The following is an 18,707-nucleotide window of genomic DNA, read 5'->3' as shown; positions in this document are numbered from 1 at the left end:
GATCCTCATCGTCGGCATCGGAATCGAACTGCTGATCTTCGCGCCGATCGAGCGGCGGGTACTGCGCAGCCGCGGCCTCCTCGTCAAGAGCTGAACCATGAACGCACGCCCCACTCTCCTCGTCATCGCCCACGGCAGCCGCGACCCGCGGCACGCGGCGACCGTCTCCGCACTCTGCGCGCGGGTGCGGGCGCTGCGGCCGGGGCTGCTGGTCGAGGTCGGCTACCTCGACTTTCACGCGCCCAGCGTGCCCCGGGTGCTGGAGCGCCTCTCGGCCGAGGGAGTGCGGGATGTGGTGGCGTTGCCTCTTCTCCTCACTCGCGCCTTCCACGCGAAGTCCGATATCCCGGCGGTGCTGCGGGAGGCCACGCTGCGGCTGCCTCTGCTGACCGTCCATCAGGCCGAGGTACTCGGCCCCTCTGCCCTCCTGACCGCCGCGCTGGAGCGGCGGCTGGAGGAGGCCGGGCTGGGGCCCGGCGACCGCCGCTCGACCGGGGTCGTCCTGGCCTCGGCGGGCTCCAGTGACCCGGAGGCGATCGCAGTGATCGCTGAAATCGCGCGGGAGTGGCGGCGCACCGCCAACTGGTGTGCCGTGCGACCTGCGTTCGCCTCCGCTGCTTCTCCCGCTACGGGGGTCCCCCGTACCTCGGACGCCGTGCGGGCGCTACGGGCCGAGGGTGTCGGCCGGGTGGCCGTCGCCCCGTACGTCATCGCGCCCGGGTTCCTCCCGGACCGCATCGCCGCCGGGGCCCGCGAGGCCGGCGCGGACATCCTCGCCCCGGTGCTCGGCCCCGCCCCCGAGCTGGCCCGGCTCCTGCTCCGCCGCTACGACCAGGCGGCCGCGAGCGGCGTCCGGCAGGAGCTGACGGCGCTGAGCGCCTGATGTGAGCCGTGCGGCCGGCACCTGCCGCGGGACGGCGGTTCATACGGCTGCTGCCACGGACGCCGCGCCCGGCCGGAAGTCGGCGCGGCCTTTCTCGTAGACCGTCAGACCGCGCGCCAGGTGGAGCGGCACCAGCAGCAGCTCCACGATGAGGGCCTTCCAGGCGTAGACCAGGTTGACGGCCTTGGTCGCGTAGACGCACGGGATGTTCAACAGGACGCCGGGGAGCGGGAGTTTGCGGCGGCGTGCGGCATAGATCAGTGGTGGCGTCGTCAGCACCAGCTCGGCGCCGGCCCACCAGGCGAAGGTCGCCGCCGGCGGCTGATCGGTCGTCGCGGCGACCACGAAAGGCGTGGCCCACCAGAGGGGCGCGGTGAGAATCTCGAGCAGGGCGAGCAGCACCCAGACCGCCAGCACGGGTTTGTGGACGATCAGCCGCCCGAGATGCAGCCGGACGTTCTGGCAGAAGCCGGCCATCCAGCGCCAGACCTGCTTGCGCAGATAGGTGAGGTCTTCCGGGTCGGCGGCCAGGGCGACCGCGTCGGCGACATAGACCGCGCGCCGGCCCGCGATCTGCTGCGACCACGTGTAGTCCATGTCCTCGACGATGGTCCGCTCGGGGAATCCGCCGAAGGCCACCAGATCGTCCCGCCGGAAGACGGAACAGCAGCCCGAGCACACCATGGGGCTGTTGGCGCGGGCCTGGATGGGCCGGTGCCAGTGGAAGCCGAAGAGATACTCGGTCGACCGGCCGCGCTCCCACAGCGTGCGGGTGTGCCGGGTGCGGACCGTGCCCGCCGCGACCGAGACGCGAGGGTCGTCGAAGACGGGGAGGACGGTCTCGATGTAGTCGGGAGCGAGAACGGTGTCCGCGTCGACCGCCAGCACCAGGTCGGTGGTGCAGTGCGGCAGCGCGTAATTCTGCGCCTTGGCCTTGCTTCCGAGGTTGCGCGGCGGCCGGAGAACGATCACGCCGTGTGATGCGGCCAGCTCTCCCGTACGGTCCGTGGACGCATCGTCCACGACCAGGATCCGGTCAGGCGTGACCGTTTGGCACGCGAGCGATTCCAGCGTGGCCGGCAGCCCCTCCTCCTCGTTGTGAGCTGGGACGATGACGGTGATGGTGTGCATGCTGAGCTCCCCCTGTCCTACGGATGGCGCCGGCGACGACGACGGCCAGGCCGATCGCGCCGTAGACGATGGTGCTGATGCCGATGAACGGCAGTCCTCCGTGCATGTCACCGACCGTAGCGGGAGGGGGCGTTGAGCGTTTTCCGGAGGGCGCCTCCTGTGGATAACTGCCGCAGGCCGACACCCCGCACGCCTCGCATCCCCCGCACAGAAAACCGCCGGCCGTCGCGCCCCGTGGGGGAGAGCGCGACGGCCGGCGGACAGAGCCGGGAGTGTGGTTACTCGACGACCTTCAGGAGCTTGTTGGGCGTGCCCTCGCTCGGGTTGCTGATCTTGTCGGGGGTGGCACCGTCGGTCAGCGCCTTCTCGACGTCGGCCGGCTTGGCGTCCTGGTGACCGGCCAGGTAGACCGCGGCGGCACCGACGACGTGCGGGGTCGCCATGGACGTACCGGAGATGGTCTTCGTCGCGTCGTCGCTGTCGTTCCAGTCCGAGGTGATGTCGGAGCCGGGAGCGTAAAGGTCGACCACGCTGCCGAAGTTGGAGAAGTCGGACTGCTCGTCCTTGTTGGTGCTGGAGGCCACCGTGATGGCTTCCTTCACGCGCGCCGGGGAGCCCTGGCCCGCGTCGGTGGACTCGTTGCCCGCCGCGACACCGAAGGTGACACCGGACTCGATGGCCTTCTTCACGGCCGCGTCCAGCGCCTCGTCCGCGCCGCCGCCGAGCGACATGTTGGCGACCGACGGGCCCTTGTGGTTCTTGGTGACCCAGTCGATGCCCGCGACGACCTGCTCGGTGGTGCCGGAGCCCTCGCCGTCCAGGACCTTGACGCCCACGATCTTGGCCTTCTTGGCGACGCCGTGCGCCTCACCGGCGATGGTGCCCGAGACATGGGTGCCGTGGCCGTTGTCGTCCTCGGCCTTGTCGCTGCCGTCGATGGCGTTGAAGCCGTACGACGCGCGGCCGCCGAAGTCCTTGTGGCTGATGTGGACACCGGTGTCGATGACGTAGGCGGTGACGCCCTCACCCGCGCTGTCGGGGTAGTTGTACTTCTTGTCGCCCTCGGTGTCCGCCTGGTCGATGCGGTCCAGGCCCCACGACGGCGGGTTGTCCTGGGTGCCGTCGATGTGGAACTTCTTGTTCTGCACGACCTTGTCGACGGCCGGGTCGGCGGCGAGGCGCTTGGCCTCCTCCTCGTTCAGACCGGTCGTCGAGAAGCCGTCGACGGAGGAGTAGTTCCGCTTGACCTTGCCGCCGTACTTGGAGGCGAGGTCGCCGGTCGCGGTGGTCCGGACCGACTTCTTCATCATGACGATGTAGCTGCCGTTCACGGCGCCCTTGGCCTCGGCGCCGTAGATCTTGCCCTCGGCGGGAGCGCTCGAAGCGCCGGCGGTGACCGCAGTGACGGCGGCGATACCAGTGGCGGCAACTGCGGCGGTTATCGCCGTGATGAGCCGCTTCTTGCTGGAACGCTTGTGATCCATTGCGAGGGTTCTCCTCGTTCGTGGTGTGGGGGGAAAGCGTTGCGCAATAGCCCGACGAGACCGGAAGATCTCCGTCGGGCTGGCTCGAAACCCTGTCGGATTGACGGGTCCAATTCAAGGGCAGCCCGGCCGTGTGAGATAGGCAACAACTCTTTATAAAGACGTAAGTTCACAGAACCGGTCAAAAAGAGCCCCGTAGTTGAAGGGGAGTGACTCAACTCTGTTTACGTTGACGCAATGCAGGTGTAATAGAGGGCGCGGACGCCGTCGCGCAGCGCACGATCTCTTGCCGGGGTGTGGCAGGCTCGCGCCCCGCAAGATGCGTGTCCGGCCGCCAGGCCGCCGAACGCCCCGGCCTCACCTCTGGTAGCGAGCCAGCACCAAGTTGCCGTCCTCGACGAGGCGTCGGCGCAGGGCATCCAGGCCGATCGCGCCGCTGTAGTACTCCTGCAGACCGGGCGTGGCGATCTTGTCCTTCCACTCGGGGTAGCCGCGTACGGACTGGGCCGGGGCCGAGCGCAGGGCGTCCGCCAGTGCCGTGCCGGTGGCCCAGTCGTATGCAGTCGCCCGTAGCGCGGGGTCCTTGAGGGCCTGCCGGCCGGTCGGCAGCAGCCAGTCGCCCAGAGCGAGACGGACCATGTTCGGCGGGCGCAGCAGGAAGTCGATGAAGGCCATCGCCTCCTCCTTGTACGGGCAGTCCTCGGCCACCGACAGGGTCTGCGGGCTCACGCCCTGGTTCAGCGTGGTGCCCTTGGGCGCGGGCAGCACCGTCCACTCGAAGCCGTTGGGGGCCTGCTGGACGATCTGCTGGCGGTAGGAGAACCCGAGCGGCACCATCGCGTACCGCCCGGCGAAGAAGCCCGGCAGAGTGTCCGAGCCGCCCATGCCCAGGGTCGAACGGGAGGCGGTGCGGTCGGCGTTGACCTGGTCGTGGACGGTGCGCGGCACCACCTGGTCGACGGCGTCGAAGCGGACCTCCACCTTGCCGTCGGGGTGGCGGTGGAAGACCTGGCCGCCGGTGGAAAGGGCGAGGTTGAGGGTGGCGGAGACCGGTTCCTTCAGCGGCCAGGCGACGCCGTAGGTGCCGCCATGGGTCATCTGCTGGGCGGCGTCCGCGAACTCCTCCCAGGTCCAGGGGTGTTCGGGGGCGGGAATCCGGACGCCGGAGCGGTGCAGTTTCGTACGGTTGGCGATCAGCACCCGCGGTTCCTGGAGGAACGGGACGCCGTAGATCCGGCCGCCGAAGGTGCCCGCTTCCCAGCTCTGCTGCGGGATGTCCGCCTTGAGGCGGGGCGGCAACAAGGCGGTGAGGTCGGCGAGATCGCCGCCGTAGGCGAAGTCGGCGAGATCGTCGGTGGCGTCATGGATGATGTCCGGCGCCTCGCCGCCCTCGAAAGAGGTGAGCAACTGGTCGTGGACGGTGGCCCAGGCGCCCTGGACGTAGCGCACCTGGACGTCGGGGTGTTGCCGGTTCCACTCGGCGACCAGGTGCCGGTTGGCCTTGAGGGAGTCCTGCTGCCAGGCCAGGGACTGGAAGCGCAGGGTGATCCGGCCGTCGGCGCCGCGCCGGCGCCGGTCCTCGGAACAGCCGGGCAGCAGGGCCGCGGCGGGCAGCGCGGCCGCGGCCGCGAGGAGCCCCCGGCGGTTCAAGCGCGGGCCGGGCCGCGGCGGAGCGTTCTCGTCGGGCATCAGCTCTTCACCGCCCCGGCGAGCATCCCGCCCGTGATGCGCCGCTGGATGACGGCGAACAGCAGCAGGCTCGGGAGGGTGGCGAGCAGCGCGGCGGCGGCGAGCGGGCCGAGGTCGGCGACGCCCTCCGTCCCGATGAAGTGGGTCAGCACGACCGGCAGCGTCTGTTTCTCGGGAGACTTGAGCAGGACCAGGGCGAAGAAGAACTCGTTCCAGGCGGTGATGAAGGCGAACAGCGCGGTGGCGACGATGCCGGGCGCGAGCAGCGGCGCGGTGACCGAGACGAGGGTACGTATCCGGCCCGCGCCGTCGACGGCCGCGGCCTCCTCCAACTCGGGCGGTACGGCGCGGACATAGCCGGTCAGCATCCACAGGGCGAACGGCAGCGACCACACCACATAGACCATGATCAGGCCCGTCCGGGCGTCCACCAGGTGGAGGCCCTTCAGGATCAGGAACAGCGGGATGATCACCAGGACCAGGGGAAACGCCTGGCTGATGACGACCCAGCCGGTGGCCGCCCGGGCGAGGCGGCCCCGGGAGCGGGCCAGGACGTACGCCATCGGGGTCGCCAGCACGATCGCGATCACCGCGGAGACCGCCGCGGCGAGCAGGCTGTTGCCCGCGGCCGCCAGCAGCGGCTGCTGGTCGAACGCCTGCCGGAAGTTGTCCAGGGTGGGCGCCTCGGGGATCCAGGTGGGGTGGATGCTGCCCAGTTCGCGCGGCGGCTTGAAGGCGGTGGAGATCAGCCAGAGGAAGGGGAAGGCGAGGAAGACAAGGTAGGCGAGGAGGGCGGCGTACTGACCGGTGCGGGTGGCGGTGCGCCGCGCGGTCGGGCGGCGGGTCGTACGGCGCGGTCGGCCCCCTCGGCTCGGTTGACTCGCTGGGCTCACTCGGCTCGCTTGGCTCATGAGTCCTTGTCCCCCTTCAGCCGGCCCGCCAGATAGACGGCCAGCAGGACCGAGATCACCGCGACCATCGCCAGTCCCATGGCGGCGGCGTATCCGAACTGCCCGTAGCGGAAGGCCTCTTCGTAGGCGAAGAGCATCGGCAGCCGGGTCCGGCCGCCGGGGCCGCCGTCGGTCAGCACGAAGACCAGGGCGAAGGAGTTGAAGTTCCAGATGAAGTTGAGGGCGGTGACGGCGAGTGCGACGGGCCTGATGGCGGGCCAGGTGACCGTACGGAAGCGGCGCCAGGCGCCCGCGCCGTCCATGGCCGCCGCCTCGTGCAGCTCCTTGGGGACGTTCTGCAGTCCGGCCAGGAGGGAGACGGTGGTCTGCGGCATGCCCGCCCAGACGCCGACGACGATGACCGCGGGCAGGGCCGTGGCCAGACCGCTCAGCCAGTCCTGGCCGTCGCCGGACCCGGACAGGCCAAGACCCCGCAGCGTCTCGTTCAGCACGCCGGCATCCGGGTGGTAGACCAGCCGCCACATGATGCCGACGACGACCTCCGGCATCGCCCACGGGATGATCGCCAGCGCTCGGGCGAGCCAGCGCAGCCGGAGGTCCAGATGGAGCAGCAGGGCCAGGCCCAGGGCGAGGAAGAACTGCGGGACGGTGACGCCCACGGCCCACACCAGGCCGATGCGGAAGGAATCCCAGAAGAGAGTGTCCTGGAACAGGTCGGTGAAGTTCAGCGCACCCACAAAGCCGGTGGCCTGCGTCCGGCCCGACTGGGCGTCGGTGAACGCCAGCCCGATGCCGTACAGCAGGGGGCCGACGCTCAGCACCAGGATCGGGATCAGCGCGGGCAGGACCAGGAACCAGGCGCCGTGGTCGCGCCGGAGCCCGGCGGCGCGGCCCGGCGGCGCGACGGTGGACCGCCGTGGCGCGGTCGCGAGGGTCATGGCAGCGGCTCCTCGCCCTGATTTCCCGCCGTCGGCACAGCTGCCATCGCACGCCACCTCTCCCCCGTTGTTCGCGCCGTCATCGTCGTGACGGCCGCCACCGCAGTCAAGGTCCCGGCCGGATTCCTTGAAGGATCTCCCCACCTGGGGCGCTTCGGGACCTGCGACACTGTTGGCGATCACGCACCGCAGGAGGCATCCCGATGACCGAATCGCGCCCCGGCGCCTTCACAGAGGCGCGCGCCCGGGACGTCCTGGCCGCGGCCGGGCATCCCGACGCGGCGGCGGACGTCCGGCTGCTCTCGCTCGGCGAGAACGCCGTCTTCGCCCTCGGCGAGCGCGGTCCGGTCGTACGGGTGGGCCGCAGCGCCGAGCTCCTCGAGCGCGCCGAGCGGGAACTGGGCGTGGCCCAGTGGCTGGAGGCGGCGGGGGTGCCGGCCGTACGGGCCGCCGAGCCCCGGGCCTCCCTGGTCGAGGGGCATCCCGTGACGTACTGGCAGCGGCTCCCGCAGGCCGACCGCCCCGCCGGGCCGGGCGATCTCGCCGAGCTGCTGAAGGTGGTCCATGCACTGCCGGAACCGCCGTTCGCCCTCCCCCGCCGCGAACTCCTCGACGGCGTCGAGCGCTGGCTGCGGCTGGCGGGCGATGCCGTATCGGCGCAGGACGCGGAGTATCTGCGCGGGCGGCGGGATGCGTTCGCGGCCGCCGCGTCGGCGCTCGAGCCGCATCTGCGCCGCGGCGCCATCCATGGCGATGCGCTGCCGCGTAACGTCCATGTCGGGCCCGACGGACCGGTGCTGGTCGACCTCGAAACCTTCTCCTCCGATCTGCGCGAACACGACCTGGTGGTGATGGCGCTGAGCCGGGACCGCTACGGGCTGGACCCGGACGCATACGACACCTTTGCGGCGGTGTACGGCTGGGACGTACGGGACTGGGCGGGCTGCGCCGTGCTGCGCGGGGCGCGGGAGACGGCGAGCTGCGCCTGGGTCTCCCAGCACGCGCCCGGCAATCCGGCCGCACTCAAGGAATTCCGCCGGCGGATCGCGTCACTGCGCGAGAAGGACGCGACGGTGCGGTGGTATCCCTTCTGACGGCACCCCCTCTGACGGCACCCCTTCTGACGGCGTCCGTCTGACGACACCCCTTCTGTCGCCGGCGCGGCGGGGCCCGGCTCCGGCGTCCCTCAGGCCTGGTACGGAATGAGCGGCCAGGCCGGTTCGACTATCGCCCGCGGGTCGCCGGAGCGCCGCAAGTACGCCTGGAACGAGGCGGCCTGTGCGGCGGCGGCCTCCTCCTGGAGGGCATGCAGGGCGCGCGGCGAAGGGATGGCAACGGCCGGGTACGTCTCCCCGATGCGCCGGGCGACGCCGGCCGCGGCGGCCGCGTCGGCGCCCGCCTCGTGCGCGCCGTCCAACCGCACGCCGTAATGGCCGCAGAGCGCCTGCAGGGCACGCCTGCCCTTGCGGTAGCGGTCCACATGCTTGTCCAGCACGAGAGGATCGATGACCGGTGCGGGGGCATGTCCGAGGCGGTCCGTCAGCGTCCGTACGCCGTACCGCCGGCACTCGCGGTCCAGCAGCGAGAGGTCGTAGCGGGCGTTCATCACCACCAGTGGGATGTCCGCGCGCAGGGCCTCGGCCAGCGCCTCGGTGATCTCCTCTATCGCCTGGGCCGGCGGCCGGCCGTGCTCTTGGACATAGGCGGTCGTCATGCCATGAATGTCCGCTGCCTCATCGGGGATCGGGATGCCCGGATCGATGAGCCAGGACTCCTTTCCGGCCACGTTTCCGTCCCCCTCCAGCCGGATCAGCGCGGCGGTGACGATGCGGTCGTGCTCCACGTCGGTGCCCGTGGTCTCCAGGTCGAAGCTGACCAACAGCTCCTGATGCCAGCTCATGCCGAAACCTCGCTTCGCTCGGCCTCGCACTCGCTCGGCGCGCACCTCTCTCTGACTCCCTCGCTACGCTCACTCATGCCGAAACCTCGCTTCGCCCGGCCTCGCACTCGCTCGGCGCGCACCTCTTCTTGACACGCTCGCTCATGCGGCGGCCCCTCCTTCGGTGGTACTTCCCCCGTTGCCGATTCACTCTCGCACGCACCACTGACAATCCCCCGGCCGCCCGTCGCAGCAGCCCCCGCCGCCCGCCCGCCGCGCCTACCCTGAGCGCATGGACCTACGGCTGGCAGGACAGGGCGCGCTGGTGACGGGCGGCAGTTCCGGCATCGGGGCGGCGATCGCCGGGACGCTGGCGGAGGAAGGGTGCGCCGTCCTCGTCCACGGGCGGGACGCGGGCGCCGCCACGGCGGTCGCCGAGCAGGTCGCGGCGCACGGGGTGCGTGCCGAGGTGGTGCTCGGCGACCTGACGGAGCCGGGCGTCGCCGAGGAGGTTGCGGTCACCGCACGCGGCTTCGGGGCCCGCATCCTGGTCAACAACGCCGGCCCGTTCGCCGAACACGACTGGGACAGCGCCGGCCCGGCCGACTGGCGGGCCGCCTTCGAGGGGAATGTCCTGCCGACGGTACGGGTCACCCAGACCCTGCTGCCCTCGCTGCGCCAGCACGGCTGGGGCCGGGTGATCACCATCGGCAGCCGGGCCGTACGGATGCCGCCCGACACCCTCACCTACTCCGCGGCCAGGGCCGCCGTGGTAAACATGACCACGAGCCTGGCGCACCACCTCGCCGGGACCGGGGTCACCGCGAACTGCGTGAGCCCGGGCGTCATCGTCACGGACGAGGAACGCATCGACGGCTCGTCGGGCGAACGGCCGGGGCGGCCGCAGGACATCGCGGCCGCGGTTGCCTACCTGGCCAGCCCCCTCGCCGATTACGTCAACGGGATCGAGCTGAGGGTGGACGGCGGGATCACCGGGACCCCGTAGGGCGGCGCATCACGACACGGGCCGCGAGTCCGCCCACACGCTCTCGAACTCCTCGCGATAGGTCTCGAAGAGACCGTGCTCGCCGTCGCGCCCGTCCGTGCGGACGATGTCCCGGCCGCCCCCGCGCAGCACCAGCACCGGCGACTCCATGCCGCGGCTCTTGCGCAGATAGCTCTGCACCACCGCCAGACCGTCCGCCCCGTCGCCGTCGACCAGATAGGCCGTGAAGCGCGGCGTCTCGTCGAAGACCTGGATCTCGAACGCGCCGGGGTCGCGCAGCCGGGCCCGTACCCGCCGCATATGGAGGATGTTCATCTCGATGGAGCGGCTCATCTCGCCCTTCTTCAGGCCGATTTCGCGCTCCCGGCGGCGGACCGCGCTGCTGGCGGGGTTGAGGAAGAGCAGGCGGATACGGCAGCCGGATTCGGCGAGCCGGACGAGGCGACGGCCGGAGTAGTTCTGGACCAGGAGGTTCAGGCCTATGCCGACCGCGTCGAGGCGGCGGGCACCGCCGAAGAGGTCCTCGGCGGGGAGCTGGCGCTGGAGGCGTACCCGGTCGGGGTGCACGCCGATGACGTCGGCGTAGCGGTCGCCGACGAGGTCCTCCACGGCGTCGATGGGCAGCCGGCCGGAGATGCGGGTGCCGGCACCGGAGCCCAATATGTCGAGCAGCCGGGCCGAGGCCCGCTCCGCCTGGGCGAGCACGGTCTGGGACAGGGCGCGGTTGCGGGAGACGATGTTGCGGGCGACCTCCAGCTCGTCGAGGGCCAGCTCGACCTCGCGCCGGTCGTCGAAGTACGGCTCGAAGCAGGGCCAGTGCTGGACCATCAGCTCGCGCAGCTGGGGCAGGGTGAGGAAGCTGACGATGTTGTCGTCGGCGGGGTCGAGGAGATAGCCCTTGCGGCGGCTGACCTCGCGGACGGCGACCGCGCGCTGCACCCATTCCTGCCCGGCGGGCCCGGCCGCGGCGATCACCCATTCGTCGCCGTGCACCGGCTCGTAGATGGGGCGCAGGACGGCCGCCACGACGGCGCGCAGCCGCTGTTCGACCAGGTTCAGCCAGATGTAGGCGCGGCCGGCCCGGCGGGCGCGGGTGCGCACCTCGCTCCAGGCGTCGGCGCCCCAGTCGAGTTCCGCCCCGATCTCCAGCGGTCGTGCCAGGGACACCGCGCCGGGCGGTGCGTCGACGGAGCCGCCCTCATGACCCTCATGACTCTCGTCACCAGGGGGCAACTCCAGCCCGCCGCTCACCTGCCACCGCCTTCCGAACCCCCGTGCCAACGATCAAGGCAGACTACTGCGGTGCGGGAGGCGGTGCAGCAGGATGGATCGAGTCGGCTGCCAACTCCCCTGGAACCCAGGGCCCGTTGCCCTGGGGACGCACGTACGGAGTGAGCGGATTCATAGCTGTGACGTCGCAGGGAGCCGGGCGGGGGCGATGCCGGCCCACGCGATGGGGTGTTTTGGCGGCCGGTCGTTGACCCGGGCGCGTCCGCACCGGGCTGAGTGATCGCTTCAGCCGGGGTTCTCCGTCGTGCTCCGGCCCTGGCCGGTGAAGGTCGTGGAAACGGGCGACAGCAGGTCCTCGGACGGATACGCCGCCCGGTCGTCCGGCGCCGGCTCCGCATGGTCCGGCAGCTCCGCAAAGGTGTGGTGCGCGATGCACCAGCCGGACGGTATCCGCAGGGGCATCAGATTGATTTCCGGCACCTGCGGTATATCCCCCCACAAAACATCCCCCAATAGTGGTCTTCATCCGAAGATCCAACATCGCGGCGGATTGCCCCCTTCTGCCGTGGAGTCGCCCCTGCCCCCGCCACCAAGATGGAAGAGTCTGACGTATGCAGGTCTGGCCGGGACAGATGTATCCGCTGGGTGCCACCTACGACGGAGCGGGCACCAACTTCGCGGTGTTCTCCGAAGCCGCGAGACGCATCGAGCTGTGTCTGCTGCACGACGACGGTTCGGAGACCGCCGTCGAGCTGCGCGAGAGCGATGCCTTTGTGCGGCACGCGTACCTTCCGGGGGTGATGCCGGGGCAGCGCTACGGCTTCCGGGTGCACGGTCCGTACGAGCCGGGGCGCGGGCAGCGCTGCAACTCCGCGAAGCTCTTGCTGGACCCCTACGCACGGGCGATGAGCGGCCGGATCGACTGGGGCGAGGCGGTCTACGGCTACCACTTCGGCCGGCCGGAGGCACGCAATGACATGGATTCGGCGCCGCACACCATGGCGTCGGTGGTGGTCAATCCGTACTTCGACTGGGGCGACGACCGTCCGCCGCGCACCGCGTATCACGAGACGGTGCTCTACGAGGCCCATGTGAAGGGCCTGACGATGCGGCACCCGGAGCTGCCGGACGAGCTGCGCGGCACCTACGCGGCGCTGGCGCATCCGGCGATCATCGACCACCTGACGAAGTTGGGGGTCACCGCCCTGGAGCTGATGCCGGTGCACCAGTTCGTGCAGGACCACCGGCTGGTGGACGCGGGGATGACGAACTACTGGGGCTACAACACCATCGGCTTCTTCGCGCCGCACAATGCGTATGCGTCCTGGGGGGACCGCGGGCAGCAGGTGCTGGAGTTCAAGACCGCGGTGCGGGCACTGCACCGGGCCGGGATCGAGGTGATCCTGGACGTGGTCTACAACCACACGGCGGAGGGCAATCATCTCGGCCCGACGCTGTCGTTCCGGGGGCTGGACAACGCCTCGTACTACCGGCTGACGGACGACAAGCGCTATTACATGGACACCACCGGGACCGGGAACTCCCTGCTGATGCGCAGCCCGCAGGTGCTGCAGCTGGTGATGGACTCCTTGCGCTACTGGGTGCAGGAGATGCATGTGGACGGGTTCCGGTTCGATCTGGCGGCGACGCTGGCCCGGCAGTTCCATGAGGTGGACCGGCTGTCGTCGTTCTTCGATCTGGTGCATCAGGATCCGGTGGTCAGCCGGGTGAAGCTGATCGCCGAGCCGTGGGACCTGGGCGAGGGCGGATATCAGGTGGGGAACTTCCCGCCGCTGTGGACGGAGTGGAATGGCAAGTACCGGGACACGGTGCGGGACTTGTGGCGGGGTGAGCCGCGCACCCTGGCGGAGTTCGCGTCGCGGCTCACGGGGTCGTCGGACCTCTACCAGGGCGACGGACGGCGGCCGCTGGCCTCGGTGAACTTCGTGACCTGCCACGACGGCTTCACGCTGCACGATCTGGTCGCGTACAACGACAAGCGCAACGAGGCCAACGGCGAGGACAACCAGGACGGGGAGCGTTTCAACCGGTCCTGGAACTGCGGGGCGGAGGGGCCGATCGACGATCCTTCGGTGCGCCGGCTGCGGGCCCGGCAGATGCGGAATTTCCTGGCGACGCTGATGCTGTCGCAGGGCGTGCCGATGCTCAGTCACGGGGACGAGTTCGGGCGCAGCCAGGGCGGCAACAACAACGCGTACTGCCAGGACAACGAGCTGTCGTGGGTGCGGTGGCCGGAGCCCGGCGCGGGAACGGCGGCGGCCGAAGGGGACGAGGCGGACGGGGCCGACGAAGCCGAGGCGCCGGTGCCCGACGAGGAGCGCGAACTGCTCGCGTTCGTCCGGCAGATGGTGTGGCTGCGGCGCACTCACCCGGTGTTCCGGCGGCGGCGGTTCTTCCAGGGGCAGCCGGTCGAGGGGACGCACGACGACCTGTCCGACATCGCGTGGTTCACGGCCGAGGGTGAGGAGATGGGGACGCGCGACTGGCAGTCCGTCCATGCCAAGGCGCTGACGGTGTTCCTGAACGGCAGCTCCATCTCCGAACCGGGGCCGCGCGGGGAGCCGATCTCGGACGACTCCTTCCTGCTGATGTTCAACGCGCATGAGCAGGAGAAGGAGTTCACGGTGCCGGTACACCACGGGAAGCAGTGGCAGGTGGTGGTGGACACCGACCGGCCGCGGGCGGTGGCGGACGGGCGGGGCGCCAAGGTCAAGGCCGGGGATCTGCTGACGCTGACCGGACGGAGTCTGCTGGTGCTCCAGCGGCCGACCTGACCCGGCGGGTTCCGGTGGTCACCCGCGCCGTGACCGCGATGGTGAGGATCAGGGCGGCGGCCCCGACGGCCACGGCGAAGGCCGCGGACGGCCCGTGGGTGTCGGCGAGCCGCCCGGCGGCGGCCAGCGCCAGGGCCTGGCCACCGACCACGGCGCTGGTGAGGAAGGCCATGCATTCGGCGAGCCGGGTGGCGGGCACCGCCCGTTCGGTGAGGCCGAAGACCGTGATCAGGTGCGGGGCGTAGGCCATCCCGAGGACGACGACGACCAGGTAGAGCGCACCGAGCGTGTGGACGAACAGCAGCGGCAGGGACAGCGCGACCAGTGCGGCGCCGGCCGCCCGCCACCGGGCCCGCAGCCCGATCCGGGCGGGCACCATGGCCAGCGAGAGGCCGGCGGCCGCGCTCATCACGCCCATCGCGGCATAGACCAGACCGGCCTGGGCGGGCTGATGAAGGCGTTCGGTGAGCGCGGTGATGCCCGCCTGGCAGGCGCCGAACATGGCGCCCTGCAGGGCCATCGAGGCCCGCATGCCGTACACGCCGCGGGGCAGCCGGGAACGGGCCGGGCGGGTGGCGGACGGGCCGGCCTCGGCCCGTAGCACCGTGGCCGTCGGATGCAGTGCGAAGGCGGAGCCGCAGACGGCGAGCAGTACGGCGGCCAGCGCGAGCGCAACGGCCGGATGAGCGAGCGTGGCGGCCAGGCCCACCAGCGCCGGGCCGAGCACGAACGACACCTCGTCCAGGGTCCCTTCGAAGGACAGCGCGGCGTTGACCATCCGCTCGTCGGCCCCGGCGCGGTGGGCGAGCGCCACCAGGCGGGTACGGGCCAGCGGCCCGATCTGCGGCACAGTGGCGCCCGCCAGCAGTCCGATCAGGGCCAGCGGCGGCGTGGCGATGCGCGCGAGGGCGGCGGCCACCAGGGCGGCCACGGCGAGCGCGTTGAGCCAGCAGGCGGCCAGTACGACAAGGCGCTGGCCGTGCCGGTCGGTGAGGCGGCCGATCAGCGGCCCGGCGACGGTCTGCCCCGCCGCCAGCGCACCGCCCACCAGGCCCGCGGTGGTGAGCGAGCCGCTGGTCCTTGCCACCAGCAGCAGACTGCCGAGCTGGCACATGGCGGTCGGGAGTCTGCCGAGGAAGGAGGCGACGGGCAGCAGGGGCCCGCCCAGTGCGATCACCTGGCGGTAGGTGGCGAGTACAGCGGTCATCGGGTGACGCTACCGGGGCGGGCCCGCCGCGCCGTACACACGGGACGTACGAAGGTATCCGGCGCCCCGGCTCGCCCGCTCGGAGGAAACGCCAATGGGGAGGGCTGGAGCGGATGCCTCCTGTGGATGACACAACGCGCCGTCTATGGGGTACGGGTGTTCCCATGACGCAGCCTTCGAGACCGTCGCCGACCGCCACCTACCGGCTGCAGCTCCAGCCGGACTTCCCGTTCGCCGCCGCCGAGCGGGCGGTGCCGCAGCTGGCCGCGCTCGGCATCTCCCATCTGCACCTCTCCCCCGTCCTGGAGGCGGTGCCGCGGTCCACACACGGCTACGACGTGGTCGACCACGCAGCGGTACGGGCCGAGCTGGGCGGCGAGGTGGGGCTGCGGGCGCTGGCGTCGACCGCGCAGGCGCACGGACTGGGCCTGGTCGTCGACATCGTGCCGAACCATATGGCCGTGCCGGCTCCGGCCTCGCTGAACGGGCCGCTGTGGGAGGTCCTGCGGGACGGGCCCGCGTCCCCGTACGCCCGGTGGTTCGACATCGACTGGGAGGGCGGGCACGGCGGGCGGGTGCTGCTGCCGGTGCTCGGCGGGCGGCTGGGCGAGGAGATGCGGCGCTTCCGCGTCGAGGGCGGGGTGCTGCGCTATGAGGAGCACACCTTCCCGCTGCGCCCCGGCACGGAGGGGCTGCCGCTGGCCCGCCTCCTTGAGGCCCAGTGGTACCGCCTCGCCTGGTGGCGGCTGGCCCGCAGTGAGCTCAACTACCGGCGTTTCTTCACCATTTCGGAGCTGATCGGGGTGCGGGTCGAGGACCCCGAGGTGTTCGAGGCGACCCATGGCACGCTGCTGCGGCTGATCCGCGAGGGGGTCATCGACGGGCTGCGCATCGACCATCCCGACGGCCTGGTGGACCCCAGCGGCTATCTGGAGCGGCTGCACACCGCCACCGGGGGCCGCTGGACGGTCGTCGAGAAGGTCCTCACCGGCGACGAACGGCTGCCGGACGGCTGGGCCTGCGAGGGCACCACCGGCTATGACGCGCTGCGGCACATCGACGGGCTGTTCGTCTGCCCGCAGGGCGCCGGCCGTCTCTTCTCCCACTACCGGGACTTCGTCACCCCGCTGGCCGACGAGGGCGGCGACTGGGAGGAGACGGTGCGCCGGGCCGCGTACGAAGTCGTCACCCACGATCTGGCCGCGGAGGTGGAGCGGCTGGTGCGCACGGCGACGCGGGTCAGCGAGCGGGCGCCCGAGCCGGGCGACCATGCGCCGTGGGCGCTGCGGCAGGCGGTCCGCGAGCTGCTGGTGCGGCTGCCGGTCTACCGCCCGTACGCCGCGGATCCCGGCCGGGCCGGGCACGATGCGGCGATGCTGGGCGGGGCGGCGGCGCGGGCGCGGGGCGCGTTCCGGGTGCCGGAGGAGGCGCGGGCGGTGGATCTGGTCCACGATCTGGCGCTGGGGCGTTACGGGGACGGACCCGACCATGAGTCGGCGGACCGTGCCGACGCCGCCGACTTCGCCGCCCGCTTCGCCCAGACCGCCTCCGCGCTGCACGCCAAGTCCGTGGAGGACACCGCCTTCTACCGCTATCCGGTGCTGCTGTCGGCCTGCGAGGTCGGCGGCGACCCCGGCACGCCCGCGCTCGGCCCGCAGGCCTTCCACGACTTCTGCGCCCGGGTGCAGCGCGACTGGCCGGCCACCGGGACGGTGCTCTCCACCCACGACACCAAGCGCAGCGCCGATGTCCGCGCGCGGATCGCGGTCCTGTCGGAGTGTCCGGACCGGTGGCGCGATGTGCTGGGCCAGGTGGCCGGCGAGACGCTACCGGCGAGCGGGACGGCGGGCCCGGTGGATCCGATGGTGTCCTGGCAGTCCTGGCAGACCGTGTTCGGCCTGGGACCGGCCACCGACGGCCCCGCGGCCGACCGGGTGGTGCCCGCGGTCCTCAAGGCCGTGCGGGAGGCGGGGCTGCGTACCTCGTGGACGGAGCAGGACCCGGAGTACGAGGAAGCGGTGGCCGAGTTCGTCCGCGGCGGGCCGTGCGGGCCGCCGGCCGCCCCGCTCACCGCGCTGGACGACGAACTCGCCCCGTTCGTCCGCGCGAATGTGCTGGGCGCGACGCTGCTGCACCTGACCATGCCGGGGGTGCCGGACCTGTATCAGGGCACCGAGCGGGAGTACGCGGCGCTGGTCGACCCGGACAACCGGCGGCCCGCCCGGTTCCGGCCGGAGCTGCTTGCCGAGCTGGACGGCGGGGCCGCGCCGCGCGATCTGTCCGCCGAGAAGCTCCGGCTGACGGCCCTGGCCCTGCGGCTGCGGCGCGCGCACCCGCAGTGGTTCGGCACGTACGAGCCGCTGCGCGCGGAGGGGCCCGCCGCCGAGCACTGTGTGGCCTTCGGCCGCGGCGGGCGGGTGGTGACGGTCGCGACCCGGCTGTCGCTGCGCCTGGTGGAGACCGGCGGCTGGTGGGACACCGCGCTGCGGCTGCCGCCCGGCGGTCCCTGGCGCGAGCTGCTGAGCGGGCGGCTGGTGGAGGGGGGTGCGGCGGTGGGGCTGAGCGAGCTGCTGGAGGTGTCGCCGGTGGCGCTGTTCGCGGCGGAGTGACCCGCGCCGTCAGTGCTCCTTGGCCGTACGGAGCAGCTCGGTGAACTCCGCGGCGGCGCCGGTCAGTTCGACCCGTGAGAAGACGGTGATGTCGCGGCGCCAGGGCGGGTCGGTGGGGACCAGGGCGCAGTCGAGGCCGGTGAGTTCATGGGCCGCCGTCAGGAGCACGCCGACGCCGGCCGCGGCCATCCGCACGGCGGTCGAGCTGTGCTGCGTGCGGACGGCGGTACGCGGCGTGAAGCCGGCGCGCTCGCATTCCAGGTCAAGCCAGCGCCGCCCGTCGATCACCGGCTCCAGGCCGCAGCGCACCCATGGCCGGTCCGCGAGATCGGCGAGGCGTACCGACTCCTGTGCCGCGAGCGGGTCGTCGTAGGGCACGACCAGCACCATCTCCTCCTGCCCGACGACGGTGACCGGCCCCTGCCAGTCCTTGGGGCGCGGGCCGACCGCCACATCGGCGACGCCGCGCGCCATCTGCTCGTACAGCTCCTCGGTGGTCGCGTACTCGTGGAGCACCAGACGCACACCGGGATGCTCGCGGGCCCACCGGGCGCACACCGTGGGCAGCACCCCCATGGCCTGCGCGTGCACCGTGGCGATATGCAGTTCGCCGCTCTCCGCACCGGCGGCCGCGAGCGCCGCGCGGCGGGCCTGCCGGGCGCTGCGCACCGCGAGTTCGGCGTACGGGAAGTAGGCGCGGCCCATCGCGGTCAGCCGCACACCGCGCGTCAGCCGCTCCAGCAGCGGTCCTCCCGCCTCCCGTTCGAGAGCCTTGATCTGGTGCGAGAGCGCGGACTGGGTGACATGCAGCGCCTCGGCGGCGCGGGTGAAGGACTCCTCCTCGACGACCGCCACCAGGTATTCCATCTGCCGCAGGCTCATGCCCGCCCCCTCCCACTGGTCCGCGTGCATCATGAAGCGCCTTCATCGTCTCTATAGAAACAT

Annotated in this window: 15 protein-coding genes and 1 pseudogene; 6 read left to right on the top strand and 10 right to left on the bottom strand. The window is 71.6% G+C overall.

The window, feature by feature from the left end; all coding sequences use genetic code 11:
• Both AB0D04_RS07695 and AB0D04_RS07690 read left to right on the top strand, forming a co-directional pair.
• A pseudogene (locus AB0D04_RS07695) lies at window positions 1–94 on the top strand (ABC transporter permease); the annotation flags it as partial.
• 3 nt (window positions 95–97) lie between these two features.
• On the top strand, window positions 98–883 hold the full coding sequence (locus AB0D04_RS07690; protein WP_362700417.1) for a sirohydrochlorin chelatase: 786 nt from the start codon (window positions 98–100) through the stop codon (window positions 881–883).
• Between the two features lie 39 nt (window positions 884–922).
• Here AB0D04_RS07690 and AB0D04_RS07685 read toward each other — a convergent pair whose 3' ends face one another.
• The 5 genes from AB0D04_RS07685 to AB0D04_RS07665 all read right to left on the bottom strand — a co-directional run bounded on the left by AB0D04_RS07685 (window position 923) and on the right by AB0D04_RS07665 (window position 7,036).
• Entirely contained in the window at window positions 923–2,014 is a 1,092-nt protein-coding gene (locus AB0D04_RS07685) for a glycosyltransferase family 2 protein (RefSeq protein ID WP_362700415.1), read from the bottom strand.
• Between the two features lie 278 nt (window positions 2,015–2,292).
• The gene (locus AB0D04_RS07680) at window positions 2,293–3,498 is read right to left on the bottom strand and encodes a S8 family peptidase (RefSeq protein WP_362700413.1); all 1,206 of its coding nucleotides are present in this window, start codon (window positions 3,496–3,498) and stop codon (window positions 2,293–2,295) included.
• A gap of 357 nt (window positions 3,499–3,855) precedes the next feature.
• Window positions 3,856–5,187, bottom strand: coding sequence for an extracellular solute-binding protein (locus AB0D04_RS07675; protein WP_362700411.1), 1,332 nt, complete (start codon window positions 5,185–5,187; stop codon window positions 3,856–3,858).
• On the bottom strand, window positions 5,187–6,098 hold the full coding sequence (locus tag AB0D04_RS07670; RefSeq protein ID WP_362700409.1) for a carbohydrate ABC transporter permease: 912 nt from the start codon (window positions 6,096–6,098) through the stop codon (window positions 5,187–5,189). Before AB0D04_RS07670 ends, AB0D04_RS07675 begins: the two co-directional genes overlap by 1 nt.
• The gene (locus tag AB0D04_RS07665; protein WP_362700407.1) at window positions 6,095–7,036 is read right to left on the bottom strand and encodes a sugar ABC transporter permease; all 942 of its coding nucleotides are present in this window, start codon (window positions 7,034–7,036) and stop codon (window positions 6,095–6,097) included. The genes AB0D04_RS07670 and AB0D04_RS07665 overlap by 4 nt, the downstream gene beginning before the upstream one ends.
• A gap of 203 nt (window positions 7,037–7,239) precedes the next feature.
• Between AB0D04_RS07665 and AB0D04_RS07660 the strand changes: the two genes are divergently transcribed.
• On the top strand, window positions 7,240–8,130 hold the full coding sequence (locus tag AB0D04_RS07660; protein ID WP_362700405.1) for an aminoglycoside phosphotransferase family protein: 891 nt from the start codon (window positions 7,240–7,242) through the stop codon (window positions 8,128–8,130).
• Between the two features lie 92 nt (window positions 8,131–8,222).
• On the opposite strand, the gene AB0D04_RS07655 is transcribed toward AB0D04_RS07660, so the two are convergent.
• Window positions 8,223–8,936, bottom strand: coding sequence for an exonuclease domain-containing protein (locus tag AB0D04_RS07655; RefSeq protein WP_362700403.1), 714 nt, complete (start codon window positions 8,934–8,936; stop codon window positions 8,223–8,225).
• Window positions 8,937–9,207: 271 nt separating this feature from the next.
• On the opposite strand from AB0D04_RS07655, the gene AB0D04_RS07650 reads away from it, so the two are divergent.
• Window positions 9,208–9,921, top strand: a complete 714-nt coding sequence (locus tag AB0D04_RS07650) for an SDR family NAD(P)-dependent oxidoreductase (RefSeq protein WP_362700401.1) — start codon at window positions 9,208–9,210, stop codon at window positions 9,919–9,921.
• 9 nt (window positions 9,922–9,930) lie between these two features.
• On the opposite strand, the gene AB0D04_RS07645 is transcribed toward AB0D04_RS07650, so the two are convergent.
• Entirely contained in the window at window positions 9,931–11,172 is a 1,242-nt protein-coding gene (locus AB0D04_RS07645) for an SAV2148 family HEPN domain-containing protein (protein WP_362700399.1), read from the bottom strand.
• 264 nt (window positions 11,173–11,436) lie between these two features.
• Window positions 11,437–11,631 carry a hypothetical protein gene (locus AB0D04_RS07640; RefSeq protein WP_362700398.1) on the bottom strand — a complete coding sequence of 65 codons (195 nt, stop codon included), beginning with the start codon at window positions 11,629–11,631 and terminating at the stop codon, window positions 11,437–11,439.
• A gap of 131 nt (window positions 11,632–11,762) precedes the next feature.
• Between AB0D04_RS07640 and glgX the strand changes: the two genes are divergently transcribed.
• Window positions 11,763–13,946 carry a glycogen debranching protein GlgX gene (gene glgX, locus AB0D04_RS07635; RefSeq protein WP_362700396.1) on the top strand — a complete coding sequence of 728 codons (2,184 nt, stop codon included), beginning with the start codon at window positions 11,763–11,765 and terminating at the stop codon, window positions 13,944–13,946.
• Here glgX and AB0D04_RS07630 read toward each other — a convergent pair.
• Entirely contained in the window at window positions 13,882–15,153 is a 1,272-nt protein-coding gene (locus AB0D04_RS07630) for an MFS transporter (protein ID WP_362700394.1), read from the bottom strand. The two genes, glgX and AB0D04_RS07630, sit on opposite strands and share 65 nt — an antisense overlap.
• Before the next feature lie 164 nt (window positions 15,154–15,317).
• On the opposite strand from AB0D04_RS07630, the gene treY reads away from it, so the two are divergent.
• Window positions 15,318–17,762: a malto-oligosyltrehalose synthase gene (gene treY / locus AB0D04_RS07625; RefSeq protein WP_362700392.1), complete on the top strand. Its 2,445-nt coding sequence runs from the start codon at window positions 15,318–15,320 to the stop codon at window positions 17,760–17,762.
• Between the two features lie 9 nt (window positions 17,763–17,771).
• On the opposite strand, the gene AB0D04_RS07620 is transcribed toward treY, so the two are convergent.
• Entirely contained in the window at window positions 17,772–18,644 is an 873-nt protein-coding gene (locus AB0D04_RS07620; protein WP_362700435.1) for a LysR family transcriptional regulator, read from the bottom strand.
• Between the last annotated feature and the right edge of the window lie 63 nt (window positions 18,645–18,707).

This window comes from Streptomyces sp. NPDC048483 (genome assembly GCF_040651455.1).
GTDB lineage: Bacteria > Actinomycetota > Actinomycetes > Streptomycetales > Streptomycetaceae > Streptomyces.
This window is presented reverse-complemented; position numbering and strand designations above follow the sequence as displayed.

Excerpts from the sequence above, each read along its gene's own strand:
- AB0D04_RS07680 (WP_362700413.1), bottom strand. The coding sequence starts at position 3,498 with ATGGATCACAAGCGTTCCAGCAAGAAGCGGCTCATCACGGCGATAACC.
- AB0D04_RS07690 (WP_362700417.1), top strand. The coding sequence starts at position 98 with ATGAACGCACGCCCCACTCTCCTCGTCATCGCCCACGGCAGCCGCGAC.
- AB0D04_RS07650 (WP_362700401.1), top strand. The coding sequence starts at position 9,208 with ATGGACCTACGGCTGGCAGGACAGGGCGCGCTGGTGACGGGCGGCAGT.
- AB0D04_RS07670 (WP_362700409.1), bottom strand. The coding sequence starts at position 6,098 with ATGAGCCAAGCGAGCCGAGTGAGCCCAGCGAGTCAACCGAGCCGAGGG.
- treY (WP_362700392.1), top strand. The coding sequence starts at position 15,318 with ATGACGCAGCCTTCGAGACCGTCGCCGACCGCCACCTACCGGCTGCAG.
- AB0D04_RS07675 (WP_362700411.1), bottom strand. The coding sequence starts at position 5,187 with ATGCCCGACGAGAACGCTCCGCCGCGGCCCGGCCCGCGCTTGAACCGC.
- AB0D04_RS07685 (WP_362700415.1), bottom strand. The coding sequence starts at position 2,014 with ATGCACACCATCACCGTCATCGTCCCAGCTCACAACGAGGAGGAGGGG.
- AB0D04_RS07630 (WP_362700394.1), bottom strand. The coding sequence starts at position 15,153 with ATGACCGCTGTACTCGCCACCTACCGCCAGGTGATCGCACTGGGCGGG.
- glgX (WP_362700396.1), top strand. The coding sequence starts at position 11,763 with ATGCAGGTCTGGCCGGGACAGATGTATCCGCTGGGTGCCACCTACGAC.
- AB0D04_RS07655 (WP_362700403.1), bottom strand. The coding sequence starts at position 8,936 with ATGAGCTGGCATCAGGAGCTGTTGGTCAGCTTCGACCTGGAGACCACG.
- AB0D04_RS07660 (WP_362700405.1), top strand. The coding sequence starts at position 7,240 with ATGACCGAATCGCGCCCCGGCGCCTTCACAGAGGCGCGCGCCCGGGAC.
- AB0D04_RS07620 (WP_362700435.1), bottom strand. The coding sequence starts at position 18,644 with ATGAGCCTGCGGCAGATGGAATACCTGGTGGCGGTCGTCGAGGAGGAG.
- AB0D04_RS07665 (WP_362700407.1), bottom strand. The coding sequence starts at position 7,036 with ATGACCCTCGCGACCGCGCCACGGCGGTCCACCGTCGCGCCGCCGGGC.